Source organism: Streptococcus suis, assembly GCA_024583055.1.
Classification (GTDB): Bacteria; Bacillota; Bacilli; order Lactobacillales; family Streptococcaceae; genus Streptococcus; species Streptococcus suis_V.
In genome coordinates this window covers 1,022,605-1,047,773 of the sequence record CP102145.1, presented here as the reverse complement: position 1 = coordinate 1,047,773, position 25,169 = coordinate 1,022,605, and the positions used below count along the sequence as shown (strand labels likewise).

The following is a 25,169-nucleotide window of genomic DNA, read 5'->3' as shown; positions in this document are numbered from 1 at the left end:
TCTGAAGATTAAAATTCAGGTCCGCTTCCGTTCTTAAAAAATCTTTGTGATATAATGAACATTATGAAAAATATTATTATAACAGCAACAGCTGAAAGCATTGAACAGGTCAAAGAACTGTTAGCAGTAGGTGTTGACCGTATTTATGTTGGTGAGGCAGACCATGCCCTCCGCATTCCGACTAATTTTTCATACGATGAGCTCCGCCAAATTGCAGAGCTGGTTCACGAGGCAGGTAAGGAATTGACTGTCGCAGCCAACGCTCTCATGCACCAAGATATGATGGACAATATCAAGCCTTTTATGGAATTGATGAAAGAAATCAAGGTTGATTATCTGGTCGTTGGGGATGCAGGTGTTTTTTATATCAATAAGCGGGACGGCTACAATTTCAAGCTTATTTACGACACATCTGTCTTTGTAACATCCAGCCGACAAATCAATTTCTGGAAGGACCACGGCGCTGTCGAGGCTGTCTTAGCAAGAGAAATCCCATCGGCAGAACTCTTTGATATTTCGGAAAATCTGGAAATTCCTGCGGAAATATTGGTTTACGGTGCCTCTGTTATCCACCATTCCAAGCGGAGCTTGCTCAAAAACTACTATAACTTCACTAAGGCGGATGAGACGGATTTGTCCAAGGAACGTGGACTTTTCTTGGCAGAACCTGCAGATCCAGAAAGTCATTATTCCATTTTTGAGGATAAACACGGAACGCATATTTTTATTAACAATGATATCGACATGATGACCAAGTTGACAGAGCTTTATGAACATGGCTACCGAAATTGGAAGTTGGATGGTATTTTTTGTCCAGGTCAGAACTTCGTCGAGATTGCCAAATTATTCGTCCAAGCGCGTGATTTATTGGAAAAAGGAGAATTCACCTACGACCAAGCCTTTCTCTTGGACGAACAAGTACGCAAGTTCCACCCAAGCCAACGCGGTTTGGACACCGGATTTTACGAATTTGACCGGAACAAGGTGAGGTAATAAAACAGTCCGGGGGACTGTTTTATCCCGAGCCTAGAAATAGAGAAGCGAGGCCAGTCCGGGGGACTGTTTTATCCCGAACCTAGAAATAGAGAAGCGAGGCCAGTCCGGGGGACTGTTTTATCCCGAGCCTGTCAATGGGAAAGCCCGGTCCAGAGGGTTGTTTTAGTCATCGCCAATTCTTAGATTTTATCTTAATTCTATCCTGGTAACTGACTTAGTGTCGGCTTCTAAAGGAGCTTGACACTAAACGGAAAGTTCCATTGAACCTTTCCTAGTCAGTTACACTAGACAGCTAGGTCAAAAAGTGTCGTTTTGACCTAGCTATCGTCGCATATTTTAATTCAAATCAATCTATACTGGCAGAGCCAACTTTGCCACCTACTATAGGTAAGGTCCAAGTACGGAACCGTCTTTAGGCGAGTTCCTAGGCCCTGCAATAGGTTTTCAAGTGGAAAAATATCGTTCCATTTGAAAACCGTCGCCAATTCTTAATTTTTATCTTAATTCTATCCTGCAAATAGAAAGAGGAATATTATGTCAAAAGCATTAAAGCGTCCTGAGGTCTTGTCACCTGCTGGGACATTGGAGAAATTGAAGGTTGCCATTGATTATGGTGCCGATGCTGTCTTTGTTGGCGGTCAGGCCTACGGTCTGCGTAGCCGGGCTGGGAACTTTACTATGGACGAGATGCGGGAAGGAATTGAATACGCCCACGCCCGTGGTGCCAAGGTCTATGTTGCGGCTAACATGGTGACCCATGAAGGAAATGAAGAAGGGGCAGGAGCCTGGTTCCGCGAATTGCGTGACATGGGCTTGGATGCGGTTATCGTGTCTGACCCAGCCCTCATCGTCATCTGTGCCACTGAAGCGCCGGGACTTGAAATCCATCTGTCCACCCAGGCTTCATCGACCAATTATGAGACTTTCGAATTCTGGAAGGAATTGGGCTTGACCCGTGTTGTCTTGGCCCGCGAAGTGACCATGGAAGAGGTGGCTGAAATCCGCAAACGGACAGATGTTGAAATCGAAGCCTTTGTCCACGGTGCCATGTGTATCTCCTACTCAGGACGTTGCGTCCTCTCCAACCACATGAGCAAACGTGATGCCAACCGCGGCGGTTGCTCCCAGTCTTGCCGCTGGAAGTACAACCTCTATGACTTGCCATTCGGTGAAGAGCGTCGTTCGATTAAGGGGGAAATACCAGAGGAGTTCTCCATGTCTGCGGTGGATATGTGTATGATCGACCATATTCCAGACATGATTGAAAATGGGGTTGATAGCCTAAAAATCGAAGGCCGGATGAAATCTGTCCACTACGTGTCAACCGTAACCAACTGCTATAAGGCTGCGGTCGATGCCTATCTAGAAAGTCCAGAAAAGTTTGAAGCGATCAAACAAGACCTGATTGACGAGTTGTGGAAAGTAGCCCAGCGTGAACTGGCAACTGGTTTTTATTACAATCCACCAACTGAAAACGAGCAATTGTTTGGTGCCCGCCGTAAAATTCCAGAATACAAATTTATCGCTGAAGTAGTGGCCTTTGACAAGGAAACCATGACAGCAACTATTCGTCAGCGCAATGTCATCAACGAAGGAGACCAAGTTGAGTTCTACGGGCCAGGTTTCCGTCATTTTGAGACGACCATTCAAGGCCTGCATGATTCCAATGGAGATAAGATTGACCGTGCCAATAAGCCTATGGAACTGCTGACTATTAAGCTAGACCGCGAAATCTATCCAGGCGATATGATCCGCGCCTGCAAGTCAGGGCTCATCAATCTCTATCAAGAGGACGGCAAGGCTGTTACTATTCGTGCATAAGAAAAAGGCTGGAGAAATTCAGCCTTTTGATAATTGTGATTTTTTGATGTTTTCTGGAACCAGAGAGATTTTTTTAATCTCATCAATCCGAATGATACTGGTCACGCGCCGTTTGAAATTTTTCATAATCAAGCGTTGTCGTTCCTTGTCATACTTGACAATGTCCCCGGTAAAGCTACGTTCACCATAAATAACATGGATAGCAGCCTTCTTTTGAATGGCCAGCTCAAGATACTCTTGAATCTCTTCTCTGGTTGCAGGCTCCATAGGCTTTGGTTGGGATCTGTAAACCAGAAAATCATTGATACGACCGAAAATGGATTCCAAAAACCTCTTCATGGCAATATCCTTTCAAACTTGCTATAATCATCTTATACAATTTTTATAAAAATGACAAGTGTTTGCGAACAAATAAGTGAAGGAGGTAACAAATGGCAGAATTTACATTTGAAATCGAAGAAAAACTCTTAGTCCTATCTGAGAATGACAAGGGCTGGACTAAGGAGCTTAACCGTGTGTCCTTTAACGGGGCACCAGCCAAATATGACATCCGCACTTGGAGTCCCGACCATACCAAGATGGGCAAGGGCATTACCCTCAGCAATGAAGAATTTCAAGTCATGCTGGATGCATTTACCAATAAGTAAGATGAGGAGCCTAAGCGATTAGGTTCCTTTATCTCATAACTGGTTGGAGGAGTTTGTGTGCCACTGTGGCGAGGGAAATTTTTGCTAAATCAGGCAGGATGAAGGGCAGGACTGTCCAGCCAAGAGTATCTGTCCAGCTAGCACCGCTGACCAGTTTGAATACTAAACATCCCAGTCCAAAGCAAGTAGCGGTTCCCAGCAGACAAGCCAGAAAGACCTGGAATGGAGAACTATTATCTGTCGTCAAGCTGGATGTGATAGCCGCGTAGGCCAAAAAGCCCCAGAGAAATCCAGCAGTCGGTCCGAAAAGATTGGCCACTCCACCTGACAATCCTGCGAATATAGGCAGTCCAATGGCACCCAAGGTCAGATAAATTCCGACACTTGCCAGGGCCAGTTTCCTTGGGTAGAGGCAGGCAATCAGGGCGATAGCCAGGGTTTGGAGAGTAAAGGGAACAGGACCAATGGGAAGGCTGATTTGTGAAAGAGCTGCAATGAGGGCCGCACCGATTGCAGTGTAGACCAAATGGAGAGTTGATTCTTGTGTCATGAGATGGTTATCCTTTTATAATAATTGGTTAACAAAATTATAGTTTGATTTTCAAAGGAAGTCAATCCATTGACTATCAGCTGTCACAGTTATAGGAAAAATCTATAGCTATTCATAAAAAAGTTATATAAGTAAAAAACTATGTTTTTTAAGTAGACTGATCCATTCTCATGCTACAATGGATAAAAATAAGAAAGCGAGACATCCTATGTCAGAATTATTAGCTATTTACCGTACCTTAAAAGCCAAAAAATGGGTGGATTTGACCCATCAAATCAATGAAAATAGTCCTCATTTCCCTGCCCTGCCTGCCTTGGAGAAGAAGACCTTGTTTGACCACAAGGACGGATTTTTCGTAGAACAGTTCACGGTCGTTGGCCAGTATGGCACCCATATCGACCCGCCTGTTCACTTTGTGGAGGGGGCTCGTTATTTGGACGAGATTGACTTGAAAGATTTGCTCCTGCCTCTTTATGTTATCGATAAGTCGCAGGCAGTTGCAGCAAATCCAGATTACCAAATCACCAAGCAGGATATTTTGGATTTTGAAGAGGAACATGGTCCTATTGCAGAGGAGTCCTTTGTTGCCTTCCGCTCAGACTGGTCTAAACGCTGGCCAAGCCAGGATGCCATCCGTAATTTGGATGATAATGGAGTGCAACATACCCCAGGTTGGAGCCATGATGCCTTAGAGTATCTGATTGAGGAACGCAAGGTCAAGGCCGTTGGTCATGAGACCCTGGATACAGACTCAGGAGTGTCAGCAGCAGAGAATGGTGGTAGCCTTCCAGAGGAATACTATCTTCTGTCAAAAGATATTTACCAGGTAGAAGTCCTCAACAATCTTGATCAGGTTCCAGCGACGGGGAGCTTGATTTCCATCGCCTTTCCACATTGGGAAAAGGGCTCGGGTTCACCAGTTAGAGCCATTGCTATTTTGCCATAAGATGATAAAACGCCCAGATGAAAGTCTGAGCGTTTTTATGAAATTTCTATCGCATGGTGACAAATTCTTCTGAGCCAGTTGGGTGGATGGCCACAACGGCGTCAAATTGTTCCTTGCTAGCTCCCATTTTGATAGCAACTGAGAAACCTTGGATCATCTCGTCGACACCGTAGCCGATACCGTGGAGGCCGACCACTCGTTCTTCAGGACCAACGGTGACTAGTTTCATTTTGGTCAGCTGGCGGTTGTCTGCCATGGCTGTGTACATAGAGGTAAAGGCTGAAGTGTAGCACTTGACTTGGTCCGCACCGTATTGAACAAGGGCCTGGTCTTCTGTTAATCCGACCGTACCGATAGCTGGGTGGGAGAAGACAACAGTTGGAATGTCTGTGTAGTCCATTTTGGCATCTGTTTTACCGTTGAATAAGCGTTCCGATAGGAGCCGTCCAGCCTTGATAGCAACGGGTGTCAACTCTTTTTCACCCGTCACGTCGCCCAAGGCATAGATGCCAGGAACCACTGTTTCTTGGTATTGGTTGACTTCGATGTGGCCCGATTTTGTTAGTGTCACACCAGCAGCTTCTAGGTTAAGCTGGTTGGTATTTGGCTTGCGCCCAACAGCCCAGAGAACCTGGTCAGTAATGTGGGAAGTGCCGTCCTCAAAGAAGATTTGGATTTTTCCTTCTGGCGTTTTCTCCAGCTTGCTTGGCGTTTTATGGGTGTGAAGTGGGAGCTTAGTCCGCTCCATCTCTTCCATGAGGGCATCCGTAATGTAGGTATCGAAGTTACGCAATGGGCGGTCGCCGCGGACAAAGAGCTGGGCATCCACTCCCAAACCGTGTAGGACGCCAGCCACCTCAACGGCAATATAGCCAGCGCCGATAACAGCGACAGACTCTGGCAATTCTTCCCAGGCAAAGAAGTCGTCGGACACGACACCCAATTCAGCACCTGGAATGGCGGGAATAACTGGAAGACCACCAGTAGCGATGACAATGTGTTTGGCTTTGATTCGCTCACCATTGACCTCGACCGTATGGCTATCTACAAATTTAGCAAAACCTTGAATGACCTCAACCTGATTGTTTTTGAAGGTATTGCCATAAGAGGAACGAGAACGCTCGATATAGGCCTCACGGTTCTGACGCAGGGTTGCGAAGTTGAAGTGAACATCCTGGCTGGTGAAACCGTATTCTGGTCCATAAGTGTGAATGGCTTCAGCTACTTGAGAACCGTACCACATGATTTTTTTAGGAACACAGCCTAGATTGACACAGGTTCCACCGATATAGCTGCCTTCAATAACGGCAGCCTTGGCACCATACATAGCCGCTCGGTTCATAGTGGCAATACCACCACTTCCTCCACCAATGCTGATAATATCAAATTCTCTCATTTTCTTCCTCCAAAGATTTCTTGACTACATTCTACCCTTTTTTTATCTTTCAATCAAAAATCCGCTACGTCTATCGTGAAACCTTGTTTAGGTTTTTATTACTATTATTTTGTAAAAATACAGGCCATACCTGCATGATTGATAAAAGCTATTTCTTACAAAAATGTAAGTGGGATAATTGACAAAAATGATATAAAATTAGTATGGAAAACACTTGCAAAAAACGATGTATAGGTGTATTATTTTTATAAGACAATTATTTTTGTAACATGTAAAGGAGACAGATATGTTTAAGTCCAAAAAAGCAAAAATTGCCCTTTTTTCTGGTCTCGGGGTTGCATCGGTAGCCCTGGTCGGTGGGGCCTTACTCTTCTCTAATGCCTTAGGTGGTTCAGGTAGCGCAGGTGAAGACTTTACATTACCCATGACCTACAGGGTGGTTCAGGAAGGTTCGATTGCTTCGTCGACCTTGTTGACGGGGACAGTGGCTGCGGGTGAAGAGCAGTTTGTCTATTATGACCCCTCTAAAGGCGATATCAGTGAATTTTACGTTGAACAGGGGAGCCAGGTAGAGGCTGGAACGGCCCTGCTTCGCTATGATGCTTATGAATTGCAAACGGCTCTTGATTCGGCTGTGCGCGGACGGGATAAGATTGGACGTCAAATATATGAGGTGCAAAATGGTGGTCAGACCTTGCCAACAACAGGTGACCCAGCCTTGGATGGAGAAGCAGCGGCCTCTGCCCAACGTTCCATTGATTTGCAATTGGCGGATTTGAATGATGCCTATGCGGATGCCCAAGCGGCGGTAGACAAGGCGTGGACGGCCGTCAATGAAGCGACCGTTGCCAGCACCGTGTCAGGTACAGTTGTTGAGGTCAATAAGTCTGTTTCTAAGAGCTCAACCAATAGCCAGACAGTCATTCACATCGTCAACCAAAATAGCCTGCAGGTGACAGGTCAGCTTACAGAATATGATTTGGCCAATATCAAGGTTGACCAAGAAGTGAAATTAAGCACTAAAGTCTATCCAGAACAGACCTGGACTGGTAAAATTTCCTATATTTCAAACTATCCAGCCAATGATCAAACTGCGGTAGCAGTACCGGGTGGCGGCGGATCTGGTGGTGGTGCCAAGTATCCTTTCAAGGTGACTTTGACTAGCGATATCGGCGACCTCAAGCAAGGTTTCACTGTCAATATGGAAGTGGTCAACACCAGCAAAAATATCTTGGTCCCTGTGACAGCTGTTGTCTATGAGGATGATAAGACCTTTGTTTGGACATTGGTAGATGGTAAGGCTAAAAAAGTAGAGGTGACTCTGGGTAATGCAGATGCTCTTAACCAGGAAGTGATCAAGGGCTTGTCTGTTGGTGACCATGTCATTGTCCTCCCAGATTTTGACTTACAAGAGGGTCAAGAGGTAGAAGCCGATGAAGAACCAGCTAATTAAACTCACACAAATCAACAAATCCTATAAAAACGGCGACCAGGAGTTGCGAGTTCTCAAGGATATTGATTTGGAAGTCGAAGAAGGAGAATTTCTAGCCATTATGGGACCGTCTGGGTCTGGTAAATCCACTCTCATGAACATTATTGGTTTGCTGGACAGGTCTAGTTCTGGCAACTATTGGCTAGAAGGCGAGGAAGTCAGCCAGTTATCGGAGAAAAAGTTGGCCCAGGTCCGCAATGACCAAATCGGTTTTGTCTTCCAACAATTCTTCCTCCTTGCCAAGCTCAACGCCTTGCAGAATGTGGAGTTACCCCTGATTTATGCAGGAGTACCGTCCAACCAACGTAAGAAAAAGGCCAAACGTTACCTAGAAAAAGTTGAATTGGCAGAACGTATGGACCACCTGCCGTCGGAATTGTCTGGAGGTCAAAAGCAACGGGTGGCTATTGCGCGTGCCTTGGTCAATAGCCCAGCCATTATCTTGGCGGATGAGCCGACGGGGGCCCTGGATACCAAGACTGGCCAGCAGATTATGGAGCTTTTGACTGAGCTCAATAATGAAGGTAAGACCATTATCATGGTCACCCACGAGCCAGAGATTGCCGCCTATGCCAAGCGGAAAATCGTTCTTCGGGACGGGATTATCACTGAGGACAGAAGAAGGGAGGAGTCTTAATGGAAAATTGGAAATTTGCCTTAAAATCAATCCTAGCCCACAAGATGCGCTCCCTCCTCACCATGCTGGGTATCATTATCGGTGTGGCTGCTGTTGTTATCATCATGGCTCTAGGTGAAGGCCTACAGAAATCCATGGAGAAGGCCCTGGCTGGTGAGCAAAATAATGTCTCTGTCCATTTTTCTCCTTATGTAAATTTAGAAGAGGTTTCGTCGGGTTTATTTAATGCTGGCTTCACTGGGGAAATGTCTATGGAAGAAGAGCCTGACTTGACCCATAGCATGTTGCAAGGACTTCTGGAAATTGACGGTTTAAGCAACTACTATATCAATTTGAGTAATATGGGAACAATAGAAGCCGGTAACAAATCAGCTGATAATGTGACCATCAATGGGGTCAGCCATTCCTATTTTGATGTCAAAAATCTAGAAATTTTGGCAGGACGCAAGTTCACTCCTAATGACTATAGTCGCTTTGCTCGCATTATCATGTTGGATGTCAATTTGGCTGAAAAACTGTTTGGCTCCATGGAAGCCTCCCTCAACCAGACGGTTTCTCTCAATGGCAATGCCTATCTAGTTATCGGTGTTTACAAGGAGCCCAATGCTGGTACGGCCATGTTTGGGATGAACTCAGGCGGTAATGCCATTATGGCCAATACCCAGGTTGCTGCAGAGATGGGCATGAAAGAAAATTCTGGACTCTATGTCTATGTCGAAGACGTGACCAGGGCCACAGAGATTGGTCAGGCTGCCGCGGACTATCTGACTAGGGTTTCTGGTCTAAAAGAGGCTCGCTATGATATTTTTGACATGTCTGCCATGATTGAAAGTTTCAAGAGTGAGCTAGGTATTGTGACCACCTTTATAGGTGCGGTTGCAGGTATCTCCCTCTTGGTCGGCGGTATCGGCGTGATGAACATTATGCTGGTATCCGTGACCGAGCGGACACGGGAAATCGGTCTGCGGAAGGCACTGGGAGCGACTCGTGCCAATATCTTGAGTCAGTTCTTGATTGAGGCTATGGTCTTGACCACTCTGGGCGGTGCCATTGGTCTCTTAATCGCCCAAACGACTGTCGTTTTGCTCAATATCAGCAAGGTCATGGGTGAGGGTATGTCCGCCGTCATCTCTATCCCAGTGGTTCTGGGGAGTCTCGCCTTCTCAGCCCTAGTTGGTATCATCTTCGGTGTCCTCCCAGCAAATAAGGCTTCTAAATTGGATCCAATTGAAGCACTGCGATATGAATAACATTCAAAACGATTAGGTTTTTCCTAGTCGTTTTTCTGTGAGCAAACGGCTTGACATTATCACTAGTTAAAGATAAAATAAGGACATCATTCAGATTAAAGGAGTAACATCATGGTAGAATTAGGTATTTCAACATTTGGCGAAACAACCCCCCTTGAAAAGACAGGAGAAACGTACAGCCACGACGAGCGCATTCGTCAGCTGGTCAAAGAGATTGAACTGGCAGACCAGGTTGGCCTGGATGTCTATGGGATTGGGGAGCATCACCGCGAAGATTTTGCGGTCTCTGCACCTGAAATTGTCCTGGCAGCAGGTGCTGTCAATACCAAGCATATCAAACTGACATCAGCAGTTTCGATTCTTTCCTCTATGGATCCAGTCCGCCTCTATCAGCAGTACACCACCATTGATGCTTTGTCAAACGGCAGAGCGGAAATCATGGCTGGCCGTGGTTCCTTTACGGAGTCCTTCCCCTTGTTTGGTTATGATTTGCATGACTATGAAGAACTGTTCGATGAAAAATTGGATATGCTTTTAGAGATTGACAAGGCTACCAACTTGACTTGGGGTGGTAAATTCACCCAGTCGGTGGACAATAGGCCTGTATATCCGCGACCTGTTCAGGAAGATTTTCCTATCTGGGTAGCGACTGGTGGCAATGTCGAGTCAACCATCAAGATTGCCCAAAAAGGCCTGCCAATCGTGTATGCAGTCATTGGTGCAGGTGCCCATCGCTTTAAACCATTGGCAGATGCCTATCGCAAGGTTGCTCGTAACTCAGGTCACGATCCGAAGAAGACCAAGGTTGCGGCCCATTCTTGGGGTTGGATAGCTGACGACCATGACAAGGCTGTTGAGGAATACTTCCACCCAACTAAAGTGGTCACTAACAATATCGCCAAGGACCGGCCACACTGGTCTGAAATGACCAAGGCCCAATACCTCTATTCTTTGACAGATGAAGGAGCAAGCATTGTTGGCGATCCACAGCACGTCGCCGCAAAAATTATCCAAACTATCGAAACCTTGGATTTGGAGCGTTTCTTCCTCCACTTGCCAATCGGCTCTATGCCACATGAGGATGTCCTCCGTGCTATCGAGCTTTATGGTAAAAAAGTCGCACCGATTGTGCGAGAATATTTTGCTAAAAAAGAAGAAGCTGAAAAGTAAATTTGCCCTCACTGAAAGGCTGGTATTCGCCAGCCTTTTTATCTGTCCATTTTAGGAAAAAATGGTGTATAATAGATGCAGAAATAGATGTTTGAGGGTGCAAAATGGAAAATTTACAGGAATATGTAGCGTTTGATTTGGAATTTAATGCGGCCAACGGTGCTTATCAGCTAATCCAGCTGTCGGCAGTTAAGTTTGTCAACCATGAGGAAGTGGACCAGTTCGACAGCTATGTTTACACAGATATTCCCCTCCAGTCCTTTATCAACGGTTTGACAGGTATCACCGCAGAGAAGATTAAAACTGCCCCTAAAATAGAGACAGTTTTAGCAGATTTTCAGGCCTTTGTGGGACAAGCAGCCCTCATCGGTTACAATGCTATGAAGTCTGATCTACCTATTCTGGCAGAAAATGGTCTGGATTTGAAGGACCAGTACCAGGTTGACCTCTATGAAGAGGCCTTGGAGCGTCGGTCAACAGACTTAAACAGTATCGTCAATCTCAAGCTGACCTCAGTGGCGGACTATCTGGGTGTCAAGGGACGAGGGCACAATAGCCTAGAAGATGCTCGTATGACCGCCCAGGTATATGAGAAATTTTTAGAGTTTGATGAAAACCAACAGATGCTAGGTCAGCAAGAAGTCGTGACCAACAATCCCTTTGCCGGACTAGGAAATTTGTTTGATTAGAAGAGAAAATGAGCTACAGCAATGAAACTGTAACTCATTTTTTTGATTTTCTAGTTGGAATTGGTGTGAAGCTATAAATTTGCGTTCAGCTAGAGCATATTTCATATTAGGGAGTCCAATAGTCCAGTGGACTATTGGAATTGATATGAGTCCCTAAAACTGCATTCATCTCAAACTTACTTCATAGTAGGGAATAGGAGCACATCTCGAATAGTAGTAGTATCTGTCAAGAGCATGCAGAGGCGGTCGATTCCGATTCCAAGTCCACCTGTTGGTGGCATACCGTATTCGAGGGCTTCGATATAGTCGTAGTCCACGCCTGTTGCTTCGTCATCACCCAATTCTTTGGCTTTAGCTTGGGCTTCGAAGCGTTCCAATTGATCGATTGGGTCGTTCAATTCTGTAAAGGCATTTCCGTATTCCTTTGTCATGATGAAGAGCTCAAAGCGGTCTGTGAAGCGTGGGTCTTCATCGTTTTTCTTAGCTAGTGGTGACACGGCTACTGGGTGACCATAGACAAATGTTGGTTGGATAAGAGTTGCTTCAACGTACTCTTCAAAGAAGCTGTTGATGATTTGGCCAACTTCTGTATGGTGTTTTTCTACAGGAACCTTGTGTTCGTTTGCCAGGGCGATAGCTTCTTCTAAGCTCATCTCCTGCCAGAAGTCCACACCAGTTTGTTCCTTAATAGCATCGACCATGTGGATACGCTTGAATGGCTCGTGGATAGCAATTTCAGTTCCTTGATAAGTAACAGGACCGTCGCCGACAACTGCCTTAGCAGTATGTTGGATAATGCCCTCGGTCAAGTCCATGATGTCTTGGTAGTCAGCATAGGCCTGGTAGACCTCAATTGAAGTAAACTCAGGGTTGTGAGTGGCGTCCATACCCTCGTTACGGAAGATACGGCCGATTTCATAGACACGCTCCATACCACCGACAATCAGGCGTTTGAGGTGCAATTCAGTCGCGATACGCAAGACCATATCAATGTTTTGTGCATTGTGGTGGGTAATAAATGGACGGGCAGCAGCACCACCAGCCTCATTGTGGAGAACGGGCGTTTCCACTTCCAAAAAACCAAGTCCGTCCAGGTAACGACGGATTTCAGAAATGATTTTTGAGCGCGTGATAAAGCGGTCAAAGCTCTCACGGTTGGTAATCAAATCCAAATAACGCTTGCGGTAGCGGGTTTCGATGTCTGTCAAACCGTGGAATTTTTCTGGCAATGGGCGGAGCGCCTTAGACAGATGGGTCAGCTTGCGAGCGTGGATAGACAATTCGCCCACGTTTGTTTTGAAGACGTCGCCCTCAACACCGACAAAGTCACCCAAGTCAGCTTTTTTGAAGATTTCGTAATTTTCTTCGCCAACATCATCCTTACGGACATAAATTTGAATTTGCCCTTCACGGTCTTGGATATGGGCAAAGCCAGCCTTACCCTTACCGCGTTTGGTCATGATACGACCAGCGATAATAGCCGTTTGACCCAGCTCTTCCAATTCTTCTTTTGATTTGTCTTCGTATTGTTCCTTCAACTGAGCAGAATCAGCAGAGCGTTCAAATCGCTTACCGAAGGGGTCAATGCCCTGTTCTGCAAGAGCTGTCATTTTCTCACGACGGACAAGTTGTTGGTCATTCAATTCTTCAAAATGTTCAGTAGACATAAAATTTTCATTCCTCCAAAGTCTGTTCCTTCTATTCTATCATAGAAGAGGTAAAAAATCAGCAAAAAAGAAAGCAGGAAACTGCTTTCTTAGTGAGATTTATAGCGAGTATCATTCCAAACCAGCTCGGTAAAGTGTTCAAAGTCTGTCGTTTCCAAAATGGAAATGGAAGCATTATCCAAACCACCGCGGTGACGGAGCTGGGCGGGTGTAAATCCGAGCAGCCGGTGGATGGAAGCGGTTAGGATAGCTCCGTGGCTGACAATTAAGACCCTATCCATGTCCTGTCTTTTTAATGATTGGATAAAATCCACCATCCGTTGAGTAACTTGATGGACACTTTCTGCTTCAAATAGGTCATTGTCAAAAAGGGCTAGATTATGTTTGAGTGCCCAGGCTTGTTTGGGGTAGATGGCACGAAAAATTGCCATCTTGCTTCCTTCTAACGTTCCAAAATTCCATTCACGTAATTGTTGCGTGATTAGAACGGTTTGGCAATGGTGATTGGCTTTGGCAATTTCTACGGCAGTGCTATGTGCGCGCTGCAAATCACTAGAATAAATAGCATCAAAGGGGATTTCAGCAAGGTATTTGCCTAGTTTTTCTAAATCCTGATAAGATTCAGGCAAGAGAGCCGAATCTCCAGAATAACCCTGAAATCGACCTTCCAGATTCCACTCGGTCTTGCCGTGGCGGATAAAGTAAATCCTCATGCTAGTCTCCCTCGGTCAAATCGGAAAAACTAGCCTTGACAAAATCAGCCAGGACCTGACTATCAATGCCGATGGAACGGCCCACTTCACCAGCAGAGACAATCATGTAGCCCGTTTCCAGTGCTGACTGGTCTATGTAGATAGGAAAATTGTGCTTTTGCCGGATACCGACAGGGTTGTTGGCACCGTGGACATAGCCGGTTGTCTTTTCCAGATCCTTTTGTGGAATCATGGTGACCTTCTTGTTGCCAGAGACCTTGGCCAATTTCTTTTCGGACAGGTGCTCGGTAATGGGAACAATTCCGATAATGGGCCCTGTCTTATCACCTTTTAGGGCCAGGGTTTTGTAGATTTGTTCCATTTGGATACCTTCAGGTACCTTGCCTTCAAGGGCATTGATGACCAGACTGTCGTGGGCAATTTTGGCCTTGTCCAGAATCTGGTCGACCAAGGTTTTCTTGATTTTTTCTTTCTTTGCCATAGGATAACCTCCTACTTGTATTTTTCCTCGAGTTTGCTCATCCAAAGGCCAAGCCAGGCACCAAGAACAAAGAGGACAAGGGCAGCAAGCCAGGTTCCGATGCCAGCTCCAGCATAGGAAATGGCTTCCTCATTACCTGCTTGTGGGATAAGGATGAGAATGGTGGATGAAGCGACGATACCGATGATAAAGTGGTAAACGCGGGAGTGGTAGACCTTGAGAGCATGGTCCATGGACTTAGAAAATGCCACCATAGCTAGGGCCCCACCGATAGCAATAGGCAGAAAAGTGCCAAGCAGGTCCAGGGACTTGAATCCATTGAGCATAGGCGTGTAAATCCCTAAAATCAAAAGCAAGTTAGACGGGCTGAGCCCAGGTACCAAAATCCCCAGAGCAATCAGAGCACCAGCCAAGACAAAACTAGCAAAGCTAGCTGGCAGGGTTCCGACCAAACTGTTCAAATTGTAGAGCAAAAGACCAGAGACGATAAAGGTTGCAACCAGCCAAATCCAGTCAATACTGTCACGCTGGCTCTTTTGAGTAGATTCCTTGAGCAGGCTAGGAATGGTTCCTACAATGGCACCGGCAAAGGCCCAGAGAACGGGTACCTGGAAGTGCTTGAGCAGGAATTCAACCGGGAAGGAGAAGAGGGCAATACCCAAAATTCCCCCGATTCCAACAGGGATAAAATAGAGCAAATTTTCCTTGAAATCCTTGCGAATATTGGCTAAAAAGCCGATGAGCCGCTCATAGATGCCCAAAATCGCAGCCAATACACCACCAGAAACACCGGGCAAAATAAATCCAAGGGCGATAATCATTCCCTTGATAATTCTTGAAATCCAAGATGACATAAATTCCTCCAAAATTATGTAATGGACCCATTATAGCACATAGACCGAATTTCGTCGAAAAAAGCCTGCCAAAACGGACAGACTTAGGATGATTTGACTTTAAAGAAGGCAGGTCTTGATTTGTAGAGAATAATCAACAGACCTGCTGCAATCAGGGTCGATGGCAGAATATAGCTGATATTATATTGAAGAGAGTAGAGCCAGACAGGCATACCAGGTGTAGCGTAGTCAGCATAGAAGATGATTCCGGCCAGGAAGTTGGCCAGGAAACGAATATTGCCTCCAAGTAGACTGGCTAGTCCAATCCAGCTGATTGCACTTGTGCTGGTCTTACTGGCTTTAAAAGGTCTTGTAAATAGCCCTGCCAACCCAATTCCAGCATAGGATAAGGCGTAATCCAGAAAGACCTGGAAGGGATTGAGGAAGTAGCCTCCGTAGAAGAGTTGGATGGTACCGACAATTCCACCTGCTAGCACACCGATAGCCAGGCCATGTCTGAGTGCCAGAAAGAGAATGGGCAGCATGACCAAGGAAACCGATCCACCTTGAGGCATAGTGAAGAGCGGTAGTTTGTCAAAGACCAGGGCAATGGCAGAGAAGATGGCTACTTCAGCCAGGGTACGTAATTTAGTATGGGACATAAAAAACCTCCTTTATGGTTGCAATGAAAGGAGGGTTGGCTTTTTATGATATCCATAAAACACAATCCCTACGCTAGTCTTACCTAGATCAGGTTCGAGGATTTCGCAGATGCGATCTCAGCCGAAGCACTCCTTTGTGAAATTATTTAGTTGTTACTCAGGAACGGTAAAGAGCTTTTGATAGACCTCGTTAGGGTCTTTTAAGCTAGTGATGAGGTTGAGGTCCAGATGGTATTTAAAGCCATTCAAGTAACCTCGTGAAGTATATTGGTGAAGGTCGTAGGGCAAATCAGTGTTGGGAGCGGCATTGTAGTAACCCGAGTCCGTCCCATAGGTTGGAATCCACAGGGCATCAAACTTATCTACTGTGATGCTATGTTCATCCATAAAATAGGTACCAATATAGAGTCCAATATTTTTAGCACCAAGGTCTACTAACTCCTGTCTGAAAGCCTCGACGCCGGCATCCATATCGCCCATGGTCTTTTCCTCAACGTCCATCCAATAGAAGGTTGGCTTGTAAGGTGAAGACAGCTTGTAGAAGGATTGGGCTTCTTTTTTCATGGCTTCTATAGAATTTCCTGTCACATAAGCATAGACAGCGATGGGAACTCCCCGCTTTTGAAATTCTTCAATATGTTGCTTATAGGACTTGTCAATTCCATTTTTATCGGTGGCAGAGTTTTCTTTCTTTGTATGGGAACCACTCTGAATCCGGATAATAGCTCCAGAAATCTGTTCGCTGAGCGTATCGTAGTCGATATCCTCAGGTCGTTGCCATGCGGAAACGTCAATGATTGGCTTCATTTCTAAAGCATTCTCTATGACATAGGTAGAGCTTGCGCTTGTGATCTTCTTTGCTTCCTTTTCTATTTGAGCTTCTTGAATTGCTGCCGCCCGTTTTTCAGCTTGGATAGCCATGGTCCGAGTCAAGAGAATCAAGGAAGTGAATAGAGCAAAGAAAACAATCACAATGATAGGTTTAATTCTCTTTCTCATCTTTTTTATTTTAACTCAAAGATCTGGAAAAATCAAAAAAAATAGTCTCATTTATGCAGGAAATAGCTAACTTTCATCCGCTTGACATATCCTGGCTATTGGGGTATGCTACTAATGGATATAAGAACCTGTCATTAAAGGGCGGAACCTTTCTCCGTTGCGAATTTGTCCAACAAGTTTCTTGCATGAGAATACAGGTCCTAAAAATGAAGTAGGAGTTGCATGACTACCCAGAAAATTAGTAGAATTGCTATCTTAGCCAGCGTTTGCATAGCACTTCGATTTGCCTTTTTTCCTTTTGCTAATATCAAGCCCATTACAGCTATATTTTTAGTCTCCAGCCTTTTTTTGCCCATGGCAGATGCTTTCCTCATCATGGCTTTGACCATGTTTGGGACGGCTATTTATATGGGGTTTGGGATAGTTGTTTTGTGGCAGATTCTCAGTTTTGCAGCTATCATGCTAGTGTGGAAATGGGTATGGTCCGGCCTGCGGTTGAGCTATTGGAATTCAGTCCTCATACCTATGTTGTTAGCTGCTGTAGTCACTTTTCTATATGGATTGGTCATTAGTCTTCTGTCAGCCCTACAATTTGGGGTCAATCCATGGGTCTATTGGCTAAATGGCTTGAGTTTTGATGTGGCCCATGCAGTATCAACTGCCTTATTTTACCCAATTATTGACGGGATTTTTCGGAGGTTTATAAAATGAAACGGTTACTAAGAATTTGTGTTAGTGTCCTAACCGCCTTGGTTTTGCTAGGGTGTTCGACAACGAGCAACCAGCCTACAGCTAGCAGTCAGGTAGAGGAAACCAGTCAGCTACTTGAGGCCACTTTGAGGATTACGAGTGATGGTCAGAATTCTACCAAAAATGTCCGATTTGAAGCTAGTGATTCTGTCATGGATGTCCTGGAAGAGTACCACGATATCGAGGAAGAAAACGGCATGGTTACGGTCATCGACGGAAAAAGTCAGGATCCAGCCAGTAATACCTACTGGATGTATAAGGTCAATGGTAGCTTGGCAGAAAAAGGTGCTGCAGAACAAATTCTACAAGAAGGAGACGATGTTGAATTCTACCTTGAAAGCTTTCAATAAACTCAAATAGCTAGAGCACTTAAACAAACTAGGTCAGAGGATTGCCTCTGGCTTTTTATATGCTTTGAAGAATAAATTATAGTTGTGAAAATGGTCAATTGACATTCCTGATTTTGCAGAGAAATAGGCCGGTATATTTTATTAAAATTGAGTGAACAGAATAATGTTCCTTATTTTTGAATCTGCTTGGCTATTCTCTCGTTTTTTGATGAAACTATGCTATAATAGAAATAATATACAGCATAGAACTTGTTTTTTATAGGAGAACCAATGAAGATTGATAAACGGCATTTGCTGAACTATTCTATTCTTTTGCCCTATCTGATTCTTTCAGTGATTGGCTTGATTATTGTCTATTCAACAACCAGTGCCTTACAAATACAAAAGGGCGGAAATCCTTTTAGCATGGTCATTAGCCAGGGACTTTTCTGGATTCTGAGTTTGGTAGCCATGTTTATCATCTACCGGATGAAATTGACGGTCCTGAAGAAGAGGGGGCTGATTCGCTTATTTCTCCTCTTGGAAGTAGCCATGTTGGTCGCGTCGCATTTCTTTGATCCGGTCAATGGTGCCCACGGTTGGATTCGCTTGGGACCGGGGGGGATCATCGGTCTCCAACCGGCGGAATACTTGAAATTATTGATTGTCTGGTACCTGGCGGCACGATTTTCCGCTATGCAGAGGGATATCCAGGTTTATGATTACCAGGCCTTGATTAAGGGAAGCTGGATGCCCAAGGCCTTTAATGATTGGCGGATTGTCAGCCTGTTTTTCCTGGGGTTGGTAGCCAGCCTACCCGATTTGGGGAATGCTACGATTGTAGTTTTGATTATTTTGGTCATGGTAACGGTCAGTGGTGTGGCTTATCGCTGGTTCTCAACAGTCCTGATGGCCTTGGTCCTGGGAGCAACCATTTTGTTGGGCTCCATTCGGATTTTAGGGGTTGATTTGGTGGCACAGATTCCCGTCTTTGGCTATATTGCCCGTCGCTTCTCAGCCTACTTCAATCCCTTTGAAAACGCGACAGAATCAGGTTTGCAGCTGACCAATTCTTACTACGCCATGAGTAATGGCGGTTGGCTGGGTAGAGGCTTGGGAAATTCTATTGAGAAAAATGGCTATCTGCCAGAAGCCCATACAGACTTTGTCTTTTCCATTGTCATCGAAGAATTAGGCTTTGTCGGAGCCTCCCTGATTCTCGCCCTCTTATTCTTTTTGATATTGAGAATTATTGTGGTGGGTATCCGGGCTAGACGCCCCTTCAATTCCATGATGGCTTTGGGAGTAGCAGGGATGATGCTGATTCAGACCTTTGTCAATGTCGGTGGTATTTCCGGCTTGATTCCCGCTACGGGAGTGACCTTCCCCTTCCTATCACAAGGAGGGAATAGCTTGTTGGTTATTTCTATAGGAATTGCCTTTGTTTTAAATATTGATGCAAATGAAAAACGGGAGCTCTGGGAAGAGGAAATAGAGCAGACTATGGCTAAAACAGAAAGTTAGGGAGAAATATGAAAATTCAGAAGTTAGAAAACTACAACAACAAGGATGCTATCAAGGAAGAAGTTGCTATCCTAACCACTATCCTTGAAGAGGTAGCTGGGCAGATGATGTCTGCAGAGACCTTTCAGAAAATTTTGGAGCTTTCTCAGCTCTCACATGAGGATGATTACCAGGCCTTGATTGATATTATCGGTCAGTTAGACAATGACGAATTGGCTGTGATTTCTCGCTATTTCGCTGTCTTACCTCTCTTGATTAACATCTCTGAAGATGTGGACTTGGCCTATGAAATCAACCATCAAAATAATATTGGTCATGATTATCTAGGAAAAATGTCCACAACAATTGATATGGTATCCAAACATGAAGATGCGGCTGATATCCTTGAGAAACTCAATGTCGTTCCTGTCTTGACGGCCCACCCAACTCAGGTTCAACGCCAGTCCATGCTGGATTTGACCAAGCATATCCACGAATTGCTCCGTCGTTACCGCGATGTCAAATTGGGCTTGATGAACCGGACCAAGTGGGAAGACCAACTGCGTCTTTATATCGAAATCATCATGCAGACGGATATGACGCGGGAGAAGAAACTCAAGGTTACCAATGAAATTACCAATGTCATGGAGTATTACAATTCCTCCTTCATTAAGGCAGTGACCAAGCTCCAAGGGGAGTACAAGCGTCTGGCTGCCGAGAAGGGCATTGAGTTGGATAATCCGCGTCCTATTACCATGGGTATGTGGATTGGTGGTGATCGTGACGGAAACCCATTTGTGACGGCCGAAACCTTGAAATTATCAGCCCTGACCCAGTGCCAAGTGATTATGAACTATTACGATGAGCAGCTTTACAAGCTCTACCGTAATTTCTCACTGTCGACCACTATTGTCAAGGTCAGTCCGGCAGTTCAGCAATTGGCTGATTTGTCACAGGATCAGTCTGTCTATCGTGAAAACGAACCCTACCGCCGTGCCTTCCATTATATCCAGATGAAGTTGGCAAACACGCGTGATTACCTCGTGCACAACAAACCAACTGATGATCGCTATGAAAACGTTGCTGCTTTCAAGGCTGACCTGCTGGCTATCAAGAAATCCCTGAAAGAAAATAAAACAGCGGCACTGATTAAGGGAGATTTGACAGAGATTTTAGAAGCGATTGAAGCCTTCGGCTTCTACTTGGCCAGCATCGACATGCGCCAGGATTCATCTATCTTAGAAGCAAGTGTAGGAGAGCTCCTAGCATCTGCACGGATTGTTGAAGATTATTCAAGCCTGTCAGAAGAGGCTAAGTGCCATGTGCTCCTCAAACAATTGGAAACAGACCCACGCATCCTGTCAGCAACCCATGTAGCCAAGTCAGAGCAGTTGGAAAAAGAGTTGGCAATCTTTGCTACAGCGCGTGAACTCAAGGATAAGCTAGGTGAAGAGGTCATCAAACAGCACATCATTTCCCACTCAGAGAGCGTATCAGACTTGCTAGAATTGGCAGTCTTACTCAAGGAGGTTGGTCTGGTTGATGTCGACAAGGCCCGTGTTCAGATTGTTCCACTCTTTGAAACCATTGAAGATTTGGACAATGCTGCTGCTACCATGCGTGATTATCTGAAATTAGATCTGACCAAACGCTGGATTGCTGGCAATAAATATTACCAGGAAATCATGTTGGGCTATTCGGATTCCAATAAAGACGGTGGTTATCTGTCATCAGGCTGGACCCTCTACAAGGCCCAGAATGAATTGACCCAAATCGGTCAAGAAAATGGTGTCAAGATTACCTTCTTCCATGGCCGCGGTGGTACGGTTGGTCGTGGTGGTGGTCCATCATATGATGCCATTACCTCCCAGCCATTCGGTTCTATCAAAGACCGTATCCGTTTGACCGAGCAGGGCGAGGTGATTGGTAATAAATATGGTAACAAGGACGCAGCTTACTACAATTTGGAAATGCTGGTGTCTGCAACGCTGGATCGTATGGTAACGCAGATGATTACGGATCCGGATGAAATTGGTAGTTACCGTGAAACCATGGATGAGATTGTGGCGGATAGCTATACTATTTACCGCGACCTGGTCTTCAATAATCCTCGTTTCTACGAATACTTCTTTGCCGCGACGCCAATCCGTGAGATTTCCAGTTTGAATATCGGTTCTCGTCCAGCAGCCCGTAAGACCATTACTGAAATCGGTGGGCTCCGTGCCATTCCTTGGGTATTCTCTTGGTCACAAAACCGTGTCATGCTGCCAGGTTGGTATGGTGTTGGTTCTAGTTTCAAACGCTATATTGACAAGGCGCCTGAAAATCTAGCTAAACTACAAAAAATGTACGAGAGCTGGCCTTTCTTCCGTTCACTCTTGTCAAATGTAGACATGGTCTTATCTAAGTCCAACATGAACATCGCCTTTGAATACGCCAAAATGTGTGAGACAGAGGAAGTTCGTAATATCTTCCATGCCATTTTAGATGAGTGGCAACTGACTAAAGACATGATTTTGTCTATTGAGCAACATGAAGAGTTGCTAGACGAACTGCCTTTCCTCAAGGCCAGTCTGGACTACCGCATGCCTTACTTCAATATTCTTAACTATATCCAAATTGAGCTCATTAACCGCCTCCGTCGTGGGGAGCTCAGCAAAGAGCAGGAAAGCCTGATTCACATCACCATCAACGGTGTGGCGACAGGCCTCCGAAATTCAGGATAAGAGACGAAAACAACTTCTGCGGAGGTTGTTTTTTGCTTGTCAAAAAATGTATAATGGATATAGAAAAGTTGTGTAACCGATTGCAGATTCATTCGTTATATTAGTGAAGGGAGGGGAGCAGTATCAAACTAGATGATTATGAAAAAGAAGTCATTGCTATAGCTGAGGAAATTTCCTACTATCTGCAACAGTCAGGCGCCAATCCTGCAGATAGCCAGGATATTGCCCAGGATGTCCTGGTCAAAATTCTCACCTCCGATATTGTCCTTCCTTTCGAGAAACTCAGGGCCTGGCTCTATCGATCGGCTGTCCGAGCTTACATTGACAAATACAGGCGGGACAAACATTATCATGACATCTTACAGAAGGAATTTTTCCACCAAAATGGTTGGACAAAATTTGACGACAGGTCTTATGAGCCGCTCTATCGGGCAATAGCAGAGCTGCCGAGCAAGTATCAGCTAGTCTTGGACCTCTACTATTTTCAGGAGATGACAACCAAGGAGATTGCCAAAATTTTAGGTCAATCTCAAAGCTTAGTTAAAATCAATCTCCACAGAGGGCGGAAACAATTGGCCAAGACCTTGACAGAAAAGGGGTATCACTATGAAGACTTTTGAAATTGTAACCAAGAAGAGTAGAAGGAAACACCTGCTAAAAACAATCAGCTTATCCCTGCTCATTGGTTTTGTTTTTCTTTTTATTGGTTCTTGGATGGTTAAAATGATTTACGGTGCACGCATTAATAGCGAGCGAGAACGGTACAATTTGCTGACAGAAATCGCCTATCCCAACATTAGCCATGATGGGATAAAAATACAAGAAACGGGATTTTTTTCAGGTAAAATCTACTATAATTTGAGCAAGGATATAGCTGGTGTCCCTATTTCTTTTGGTCAAAGGGAAGTCTACTTTACCCTCTTTAGTATGCACTATGACCCTACTCAGAACTCCCCAGGGGCTAGTTTAGATTTTCTCTATGATTATTCAAGCAATACCAAGCTTCCCACTTTTACGGAATGGGGAGAAAAGAATCAGCTCAAATATCTTAAGGACATGGACGGTCAGCTGGTAGAAGTTGCCATTCGATTTGATAAGAAGTACACACTGGGTCAGATTAAGCAGATGATTCCAGAAAATCTTAAGCAAAATTGGTACTGGATTGGGACCTGTCACAGGGACCGTACCTTGGTGACCCCGGATGAGCTGTTCGGCTTCAAAGAGCAGAGTCTGAGAAGTTTTCCAGCTGATATTCCAGCAGAACACCAGGTGGAGTTCAAGTCTGGTATTCAGATGATGAAGGAATATATTGAACTCTCAAAAAAAGATAAGGGAAGTTTTGACCGATTTCCTCTCAATGATGTAGAAGACTACATTGCTAAATTCGGCGATACAGACTTCACCAAGCAGGAGGAAATTGACAAGCTAGAATTTGCTGGTGTCATCCTGACAGGACCGGCAGAAAACTTTGTTTCCTTAGAAAATCAAACTTGGATTGCATCCTCAAGCATCGGTGCTTCCATCCAAAATCAGCCCTATTATCAGCTCTACATGGAATAAATCACAAAAAAAATAGAAAATGCTTGCATTTCTGCTACAATTTGATAGAATAGTAAGGTAAAGTTAGACCGTATTGCCTACTGTCTATCTATAAAATATATTTTATTGGAGGCTTTTACCAAAATGGCAAAAGAAAAATACGATCGTAGTAAACCCCACGTTAACATTGGTACAATTGGACACGTTGACCACGGTAAAACTACTTTGACAGCAGCTATCACAACTGTATTGGCACGTCGCTTGCCTTCATCAGTTAACCAACCTAAAGACTATGCGTCTATCGATGCTGCTCCAGAAGAGCGCGAGCGCGGTATCACTATCAACACTGCACACGTTGAGTACGAAACTGAAAAACGTCACTATGCTCACATCGACGCTCCAGGACACGCGGACTACGTTAAAAACATGATCACTGGTGCTGCTCAGATGGACGGTGCGATCCTTGTAGTAGCTTCAACTGACGGTCCAATGCCACAAACTCGTGAGCACATCCTTCTTTCACGTCAGGTTGGTGTTAAACACCTTATCGTCTTCATGAACAAAGTTGACTTGGTTGACGATGAAGAATTGCTTGAGTTGGTTGAAATGGAAATCCGTGACCTTCTTTCAGAATACGATTTCCCAGGTGATGATCTTCCAGTTATCCAAGGTTCAGCTCTTAAAGCCCTTGAAGGTGACTCTAAGTACGAAGACATCGTTATGGAATTGATGAACACTGTTGATGAGTACATTCCAGAACCAGAACGCGACACTGATAAACCATTGTTGCTTCCAGTCGAGGACGTATTCTCAATTACTGGTCGTGGTACTGTAGCTTCAGGACGTATCGACCGTGGTACAGTTCGTGTCAACGACGAAATCGAAATCGTTGGTCTTCAAGAAGAAAAATCTAAAGCAGTTGTTACTGGTGTTGAAATGTTCCGTAAACAACTTGACGAAGGTCTTGCTGGCGATAACGTTGGTGTGCTTCTTCGTGGTGTACAACGTGATGAAATCGAACGTGGTCAAGTTATCTCTAAACCAGGTTCTATCAACCCACACACTAAATTCAAAGGTGAAGTTTACATCCTTACTAAAGAAGAAGGTGGACGTCACACTCCATTCTTCGACAACTACCGTCCACAGTTCTACTTCCGTACAACTGACGTAACTGGTTCAATCAAATTGCCAGAAGGTACTGAAATGGTAATGCCTGGTGATAACGTTACTATCGACGTTGAATTGATCCACCCAATCGCCGTTGAACAAGGTACTACTTTCTCTATCCGTGAAGGTGGACGTACTGTTGGTTCAGGTATGGTTACAGAAATCGAAGCTTAATTCGATTACGTTCCCAGATATAACAATTATAG

Annotated in this window: 25 protein-coding genes and 1 riboswitch; of the genes, 16 read left to right on the top strand and 9 right to left on the bottom strand. The window is 44.8% G+C overall.

Features of this window, described 5'->3' with window-relative positions:
- Positions 1–63: 63 nt before the first annotated feature.
- Complete coding sequence (locus NQZ91_05165; protein UUM58759.1) at positions 64–993, top strand: U32 family peptidase; 930 nt, start codon at positions 64–66, stop codon at positions 991–993.
- 537 nt (positions 994–1,530) lie between these two features.
- A complete protein-coding gene (locus tag NQZ91_05160; protein UUM58758.1) occupies positions 1,531–2,817 on the top strand; it encodes a U32 family peptidase in 1,287 nt (428 codons plus the stop codon).
- A gap of 18 nt (positions 2,818–2,835) precedes the next feature.
- Here the strand turns inward: NQZ91_05160 and NQZ91_05155 are convergent, their stop codons facing one another.
- Positions 2,836–3,156, bottom strand: coding sequence for a hypothetical protein (locus tag NQZ91_05155; protein ID UUM58757.1), 321 nt, complete (start codon positions 3,154–3,156; stop codon positions 2,836–2,838).
- A 92-nt stretch (positions 3,157–3,248) separates the two neighbouring features.
- On the opposite strand from NQZ91_05155, the gene NQZ91_05150 reads away from it, so the two are divergent.
- Positions 3,249–3,464 (top strand): YdbC family protein, encoded by a 216-nt coding sequence (locus NQZ91_05150; protein ID UUM58756.1) that lies wholly within the window; start codon positions 3,249–3,251, stop codon positions 3,462–3,464.
- A 28-nt stretch (positions 3,465–3,492) separates the two neighbouring features.
- Here the strand turns inward: NQZ91_05150 and NQZ91_05145 are convergent, their stop codons facing one another.
- Positions 3,493–4,014: a biotin transporter BioY gene (locus NQZ91_05145; GenBank protein ID UUM58755.1), complete on the bottom strand. Its 522-nt coding sequence runs from the start codon at positions 4,012–4,014 to the stop codon at positions 3,493–3,495.
- A 208-nt stretch (positions 4,015–4,222) separates the two neighbouring features.
- Here NQZ91_05145 and NQZ91_05140 point away from each other — a divergent pair, with 208 nt between their 5' ends.
- Positions 4,223–4,960: a cyclase family protein gene (locus NQZ91_05140; GenBank protein ID UUM58754.1), complete on the top strand. Its 738-nt coding sequence runs from the start codon at positions 4,223–4,225 to the stop codon at positions 4,958–4,960.
- A 46-nt stretch (positions 4,961–5,006) separates the two neighbouring features.
- Here the strand turns inward: NQZ91_05140 and gorA are convergent, their stop codons facing one another.
- Positions 5,007–6,356: a glutathione-disulfide reductase gene (gorA, locus tag NQZ91_05135; GenBank protein UUM58753.1), complete on the bottom strand. Its 1,350-nt coding sequence runs from the start codon at positions 6,354–6,356 to the stop codon at positions 5,007–5,009.
- A gap of 286 nt (positions 6,357–6,642) precedes the next feature.
- Here gorA and NQZ91_05130 point away from each other — a divergent pair, with 286 nt between their 5' ends.
- The 5 genes from NQZ91_05130 (at position 6,643) to NQZ91_05110 (ending at position 11,594) form a co-directional block, all read left to right on the top strand.
- A complete protein-coding gene (locus NQZ91_05130; protein ID UUM58752.1) occupies positions 6,643–7,809 on the top strand; it encodes an efflux RND transporter periplasmic adaptor subunit in 1,167 nt (388 codons plus the stop codon).
- Entirely contained in the window at positions 7,790–8,485 is a 696-nt protein-coding gene (locus NQZ91_05125) for an ABC transporter ATP-binding protein (protein ID UUM58751.1), read from the top strand. The genes NQZ91_05130 and NQZ91_05125 overlap by 20 nt, the downstream gene beginning before the upstream one ends.
- A complete protein-coding gene (locus NQZ91_05120; protein ID UUM58750.1) occupies positions 8,485–9,735 on the top strand; it encodes an ABC transporter permease in 1,251 nt (416 codons plus the stop codon). Before NQZ91_05125 ends, NQZ91_05120 begins: the two co-directional genes overlap by 1 nt.
- Positions 9,736–9,846: 111 nt before the next feature.
- On the top strand, positions 9,847–10,905 hold the full coding sequence (locus tag NQZ91_05115; GenBank protein ID UUM58749.1) for an LLM class flavin-dependent oxidoreductase: 1,059 nt from the start codon (positions 9,847–9,849) through the stop codon (positions 10,903–10,905).
- Positions 10,906–11,009: 104 nt separating this feature from the next.
- Entirely contained in the window at positions 11,010–11,594 is a 585-nt protein-coding gene (locus tag NQZ91_05110; GenBank protein UUM58748.1) for a 3'-5' exonuclease, read from the top strand.
- Between the two features lie 176 nt (positions 11,595–11,770).
- On the opposite strand, the gene lysS is transcribed toward NQZ91_05110, so the two are convergent.
- From lysS to NQZ91_05080, 6 genes are all read right to left on the bottom strand, one after another.
- On the bottom strand, positions 11,771–13,261 hold the full coding sequence (lysS, locus tag NQZ91_05105) for a lysine--tRNA ligase (protein ID UUM58747.1): 1,491 nt from the start codon (positions 13,259–13,261) through the stop codon (positions 11,771–11,773).
- Positions 13,262–13,350: 89 nt separating this feature from the next.
- The gene (locus NQZ91_05100; GenBank protein ID UUM58746.1) at positions 13,351–13,974 is read right to left on the bottom strand and encodes a histidine phosphatase family protein; all 624 of its coding nucleotides are present in this window, start codon (positions 13,972–13,974) and stop codon (positions 13,351–13,353) included.
- Position 13,975: 1 nt separating this feature from the next.
- Positions 13,976–14,455 (bottom strand): aminoacyl-tRNA deacylase, encoded by a 480-nt coding sequence (locus NQZ91_05095; GenBank protein ID UUM58745.1) that lies wholly within the window; start codon positions 14,453–14,455, stop codon positions 13,976–13,978.
- A gap of 11 nt (positions 14,456–14,466) precedes the next feature.
- Positions 14,467–15,309, bottom strand: coding sequence for a DUF368 domain-containing protein (locus NQZ91_05090; GenBank protein UUM58744.1), 843 nt, complete (start codon positions 15,307–15,309; stop codon positions 14,467–14,469).
- A gap of 83 nt (positions 15,310–15,392) precedes the next feature.
- Positions 15,393–15,950, bottom strand: a complete 558-nt coding sequence (gene thiT / locus NQZ91_05085; GenBank protein ID UUM58743.1) for an energy-coupled thiamine transporter ThiT — start codon at positions 15,948–15,950, stop codon at positions 15,393–15,395.
- Between the two features lie 48 nt (positions 15,951–15,998).
- Positions 15,999–16,094: riboswitch (TPP riboswitch) on the bottom strand.
- A 9-nt stretch (positions 16,095–16,103) separates the two neighbouring features.
- Entirely contained in the window at positions 16,104–16,949 is an 846-nt protein-coding gene (locus tag NQZ91_05080) for a glycoside hydrolase family 25 protein (protein ID UUM58742.1), read from the bottom strand.
- A 222-nt stretch (positions 16,950–17,171) separates the two neighbouring features.
- Here NQZ91_05080 and NQZ91_05075 point away from each other — a divergent pair, with 222 nt between their 5' ends.
- The 7 genes from NQZ91_05075 to tuf all read left to right on the top strand — a co-directional run bounded on the left by NQZ91_05075 (position 17,172) and on the right by tuf (position 25,137).
- The gene (locus tag NQZ91_05075) at positions 17,172–17,660 is read left to right on the top strand and encodes a hypothetical protein (protein UUM58741.1); all 489 of its coding nucleotides are present in this window, start codon (positions 17,172–17,174) and stop codon (positions 17,658–17,660) included.
- Positions 17,657–18,049 carry a DUF4430 domain-containing protein gene (locus tag NQZ91_05070; GenBank protein ID UUM58740.1) on the top strand — a complete coding sequence of 131 codons (393 nt, stop codon included), beginning with the start codon at positions 17,657–17,659 and terminating at the stop codon, positions 18,047–18,049. The genes NQZ91_05075 and NQZ91_05070 overlap by 4 nt, the downstream gene beginning before the upstream one ends.
- Positions 18,050–18,319: 270 nt before the next feature.
- Positions 18,320–19,552 (top strand): FtsW/RodA/SpoVE family cell cycle protein, encoded by a 1,233-nt coding sequence (locus tag NQZ91_05065; GenBank protein ID UUM58739.1) that lies wholly within the window; start codon positions 18,320–18,322, stop codon positions 19,550–19,552.
- 8 nt (positions 19,553–19,560) lie between these two features.
- Positions 19,561–22,257, top strand: coding sequence for a phosphoenolpyruvate carboxylase (gene ppc, locus NQZ91_05060; GenBank protein UUM58738.1), 2,697 nt, complete (start codon positions 19,561–19,563; stop codon positions 22,255–22,257).
- Positions 22,258–22,379: 122 nt separating this feature from the next.
- Positions 22,380–22,877, top strand: coding sequence for an RNA polymerase sigma factor (locus tag NQZ91_05055; protein ID UUM58825.1), 498 nt, complete (start codon positions 22,380–22,382; stop codon positions 22,875–22,877).
- Positions 22,864–23,817, top strand: a complete 954-nt coding sequence (locus NQZ91_05050; GenBank protein ID UUM58737.1) for an anti-sigma factor — start codon at positions 22,864–22,866, stop codon at positions 23,815–23,817. Before NQZ91_05055 ends, NQZ91_05050 begins: the two co-directional genes overlap by 14 nt.
- A gap of 123 nt (positions 23,818–23,940) precedes the next feature.
- Positions 23,941–25,137 (top strand): elongation factor Tu, encoded by a 1,197-nt coding sequence (tuf, locus tag NQZ91_05045; protein UUM58736.1) that lies wholly within the window; start codon positions 23,941–23,943, stop codon positions 25,135–25,137.
- Positions 25,138–25,169 lie beyond the last annotated feature (32 nt).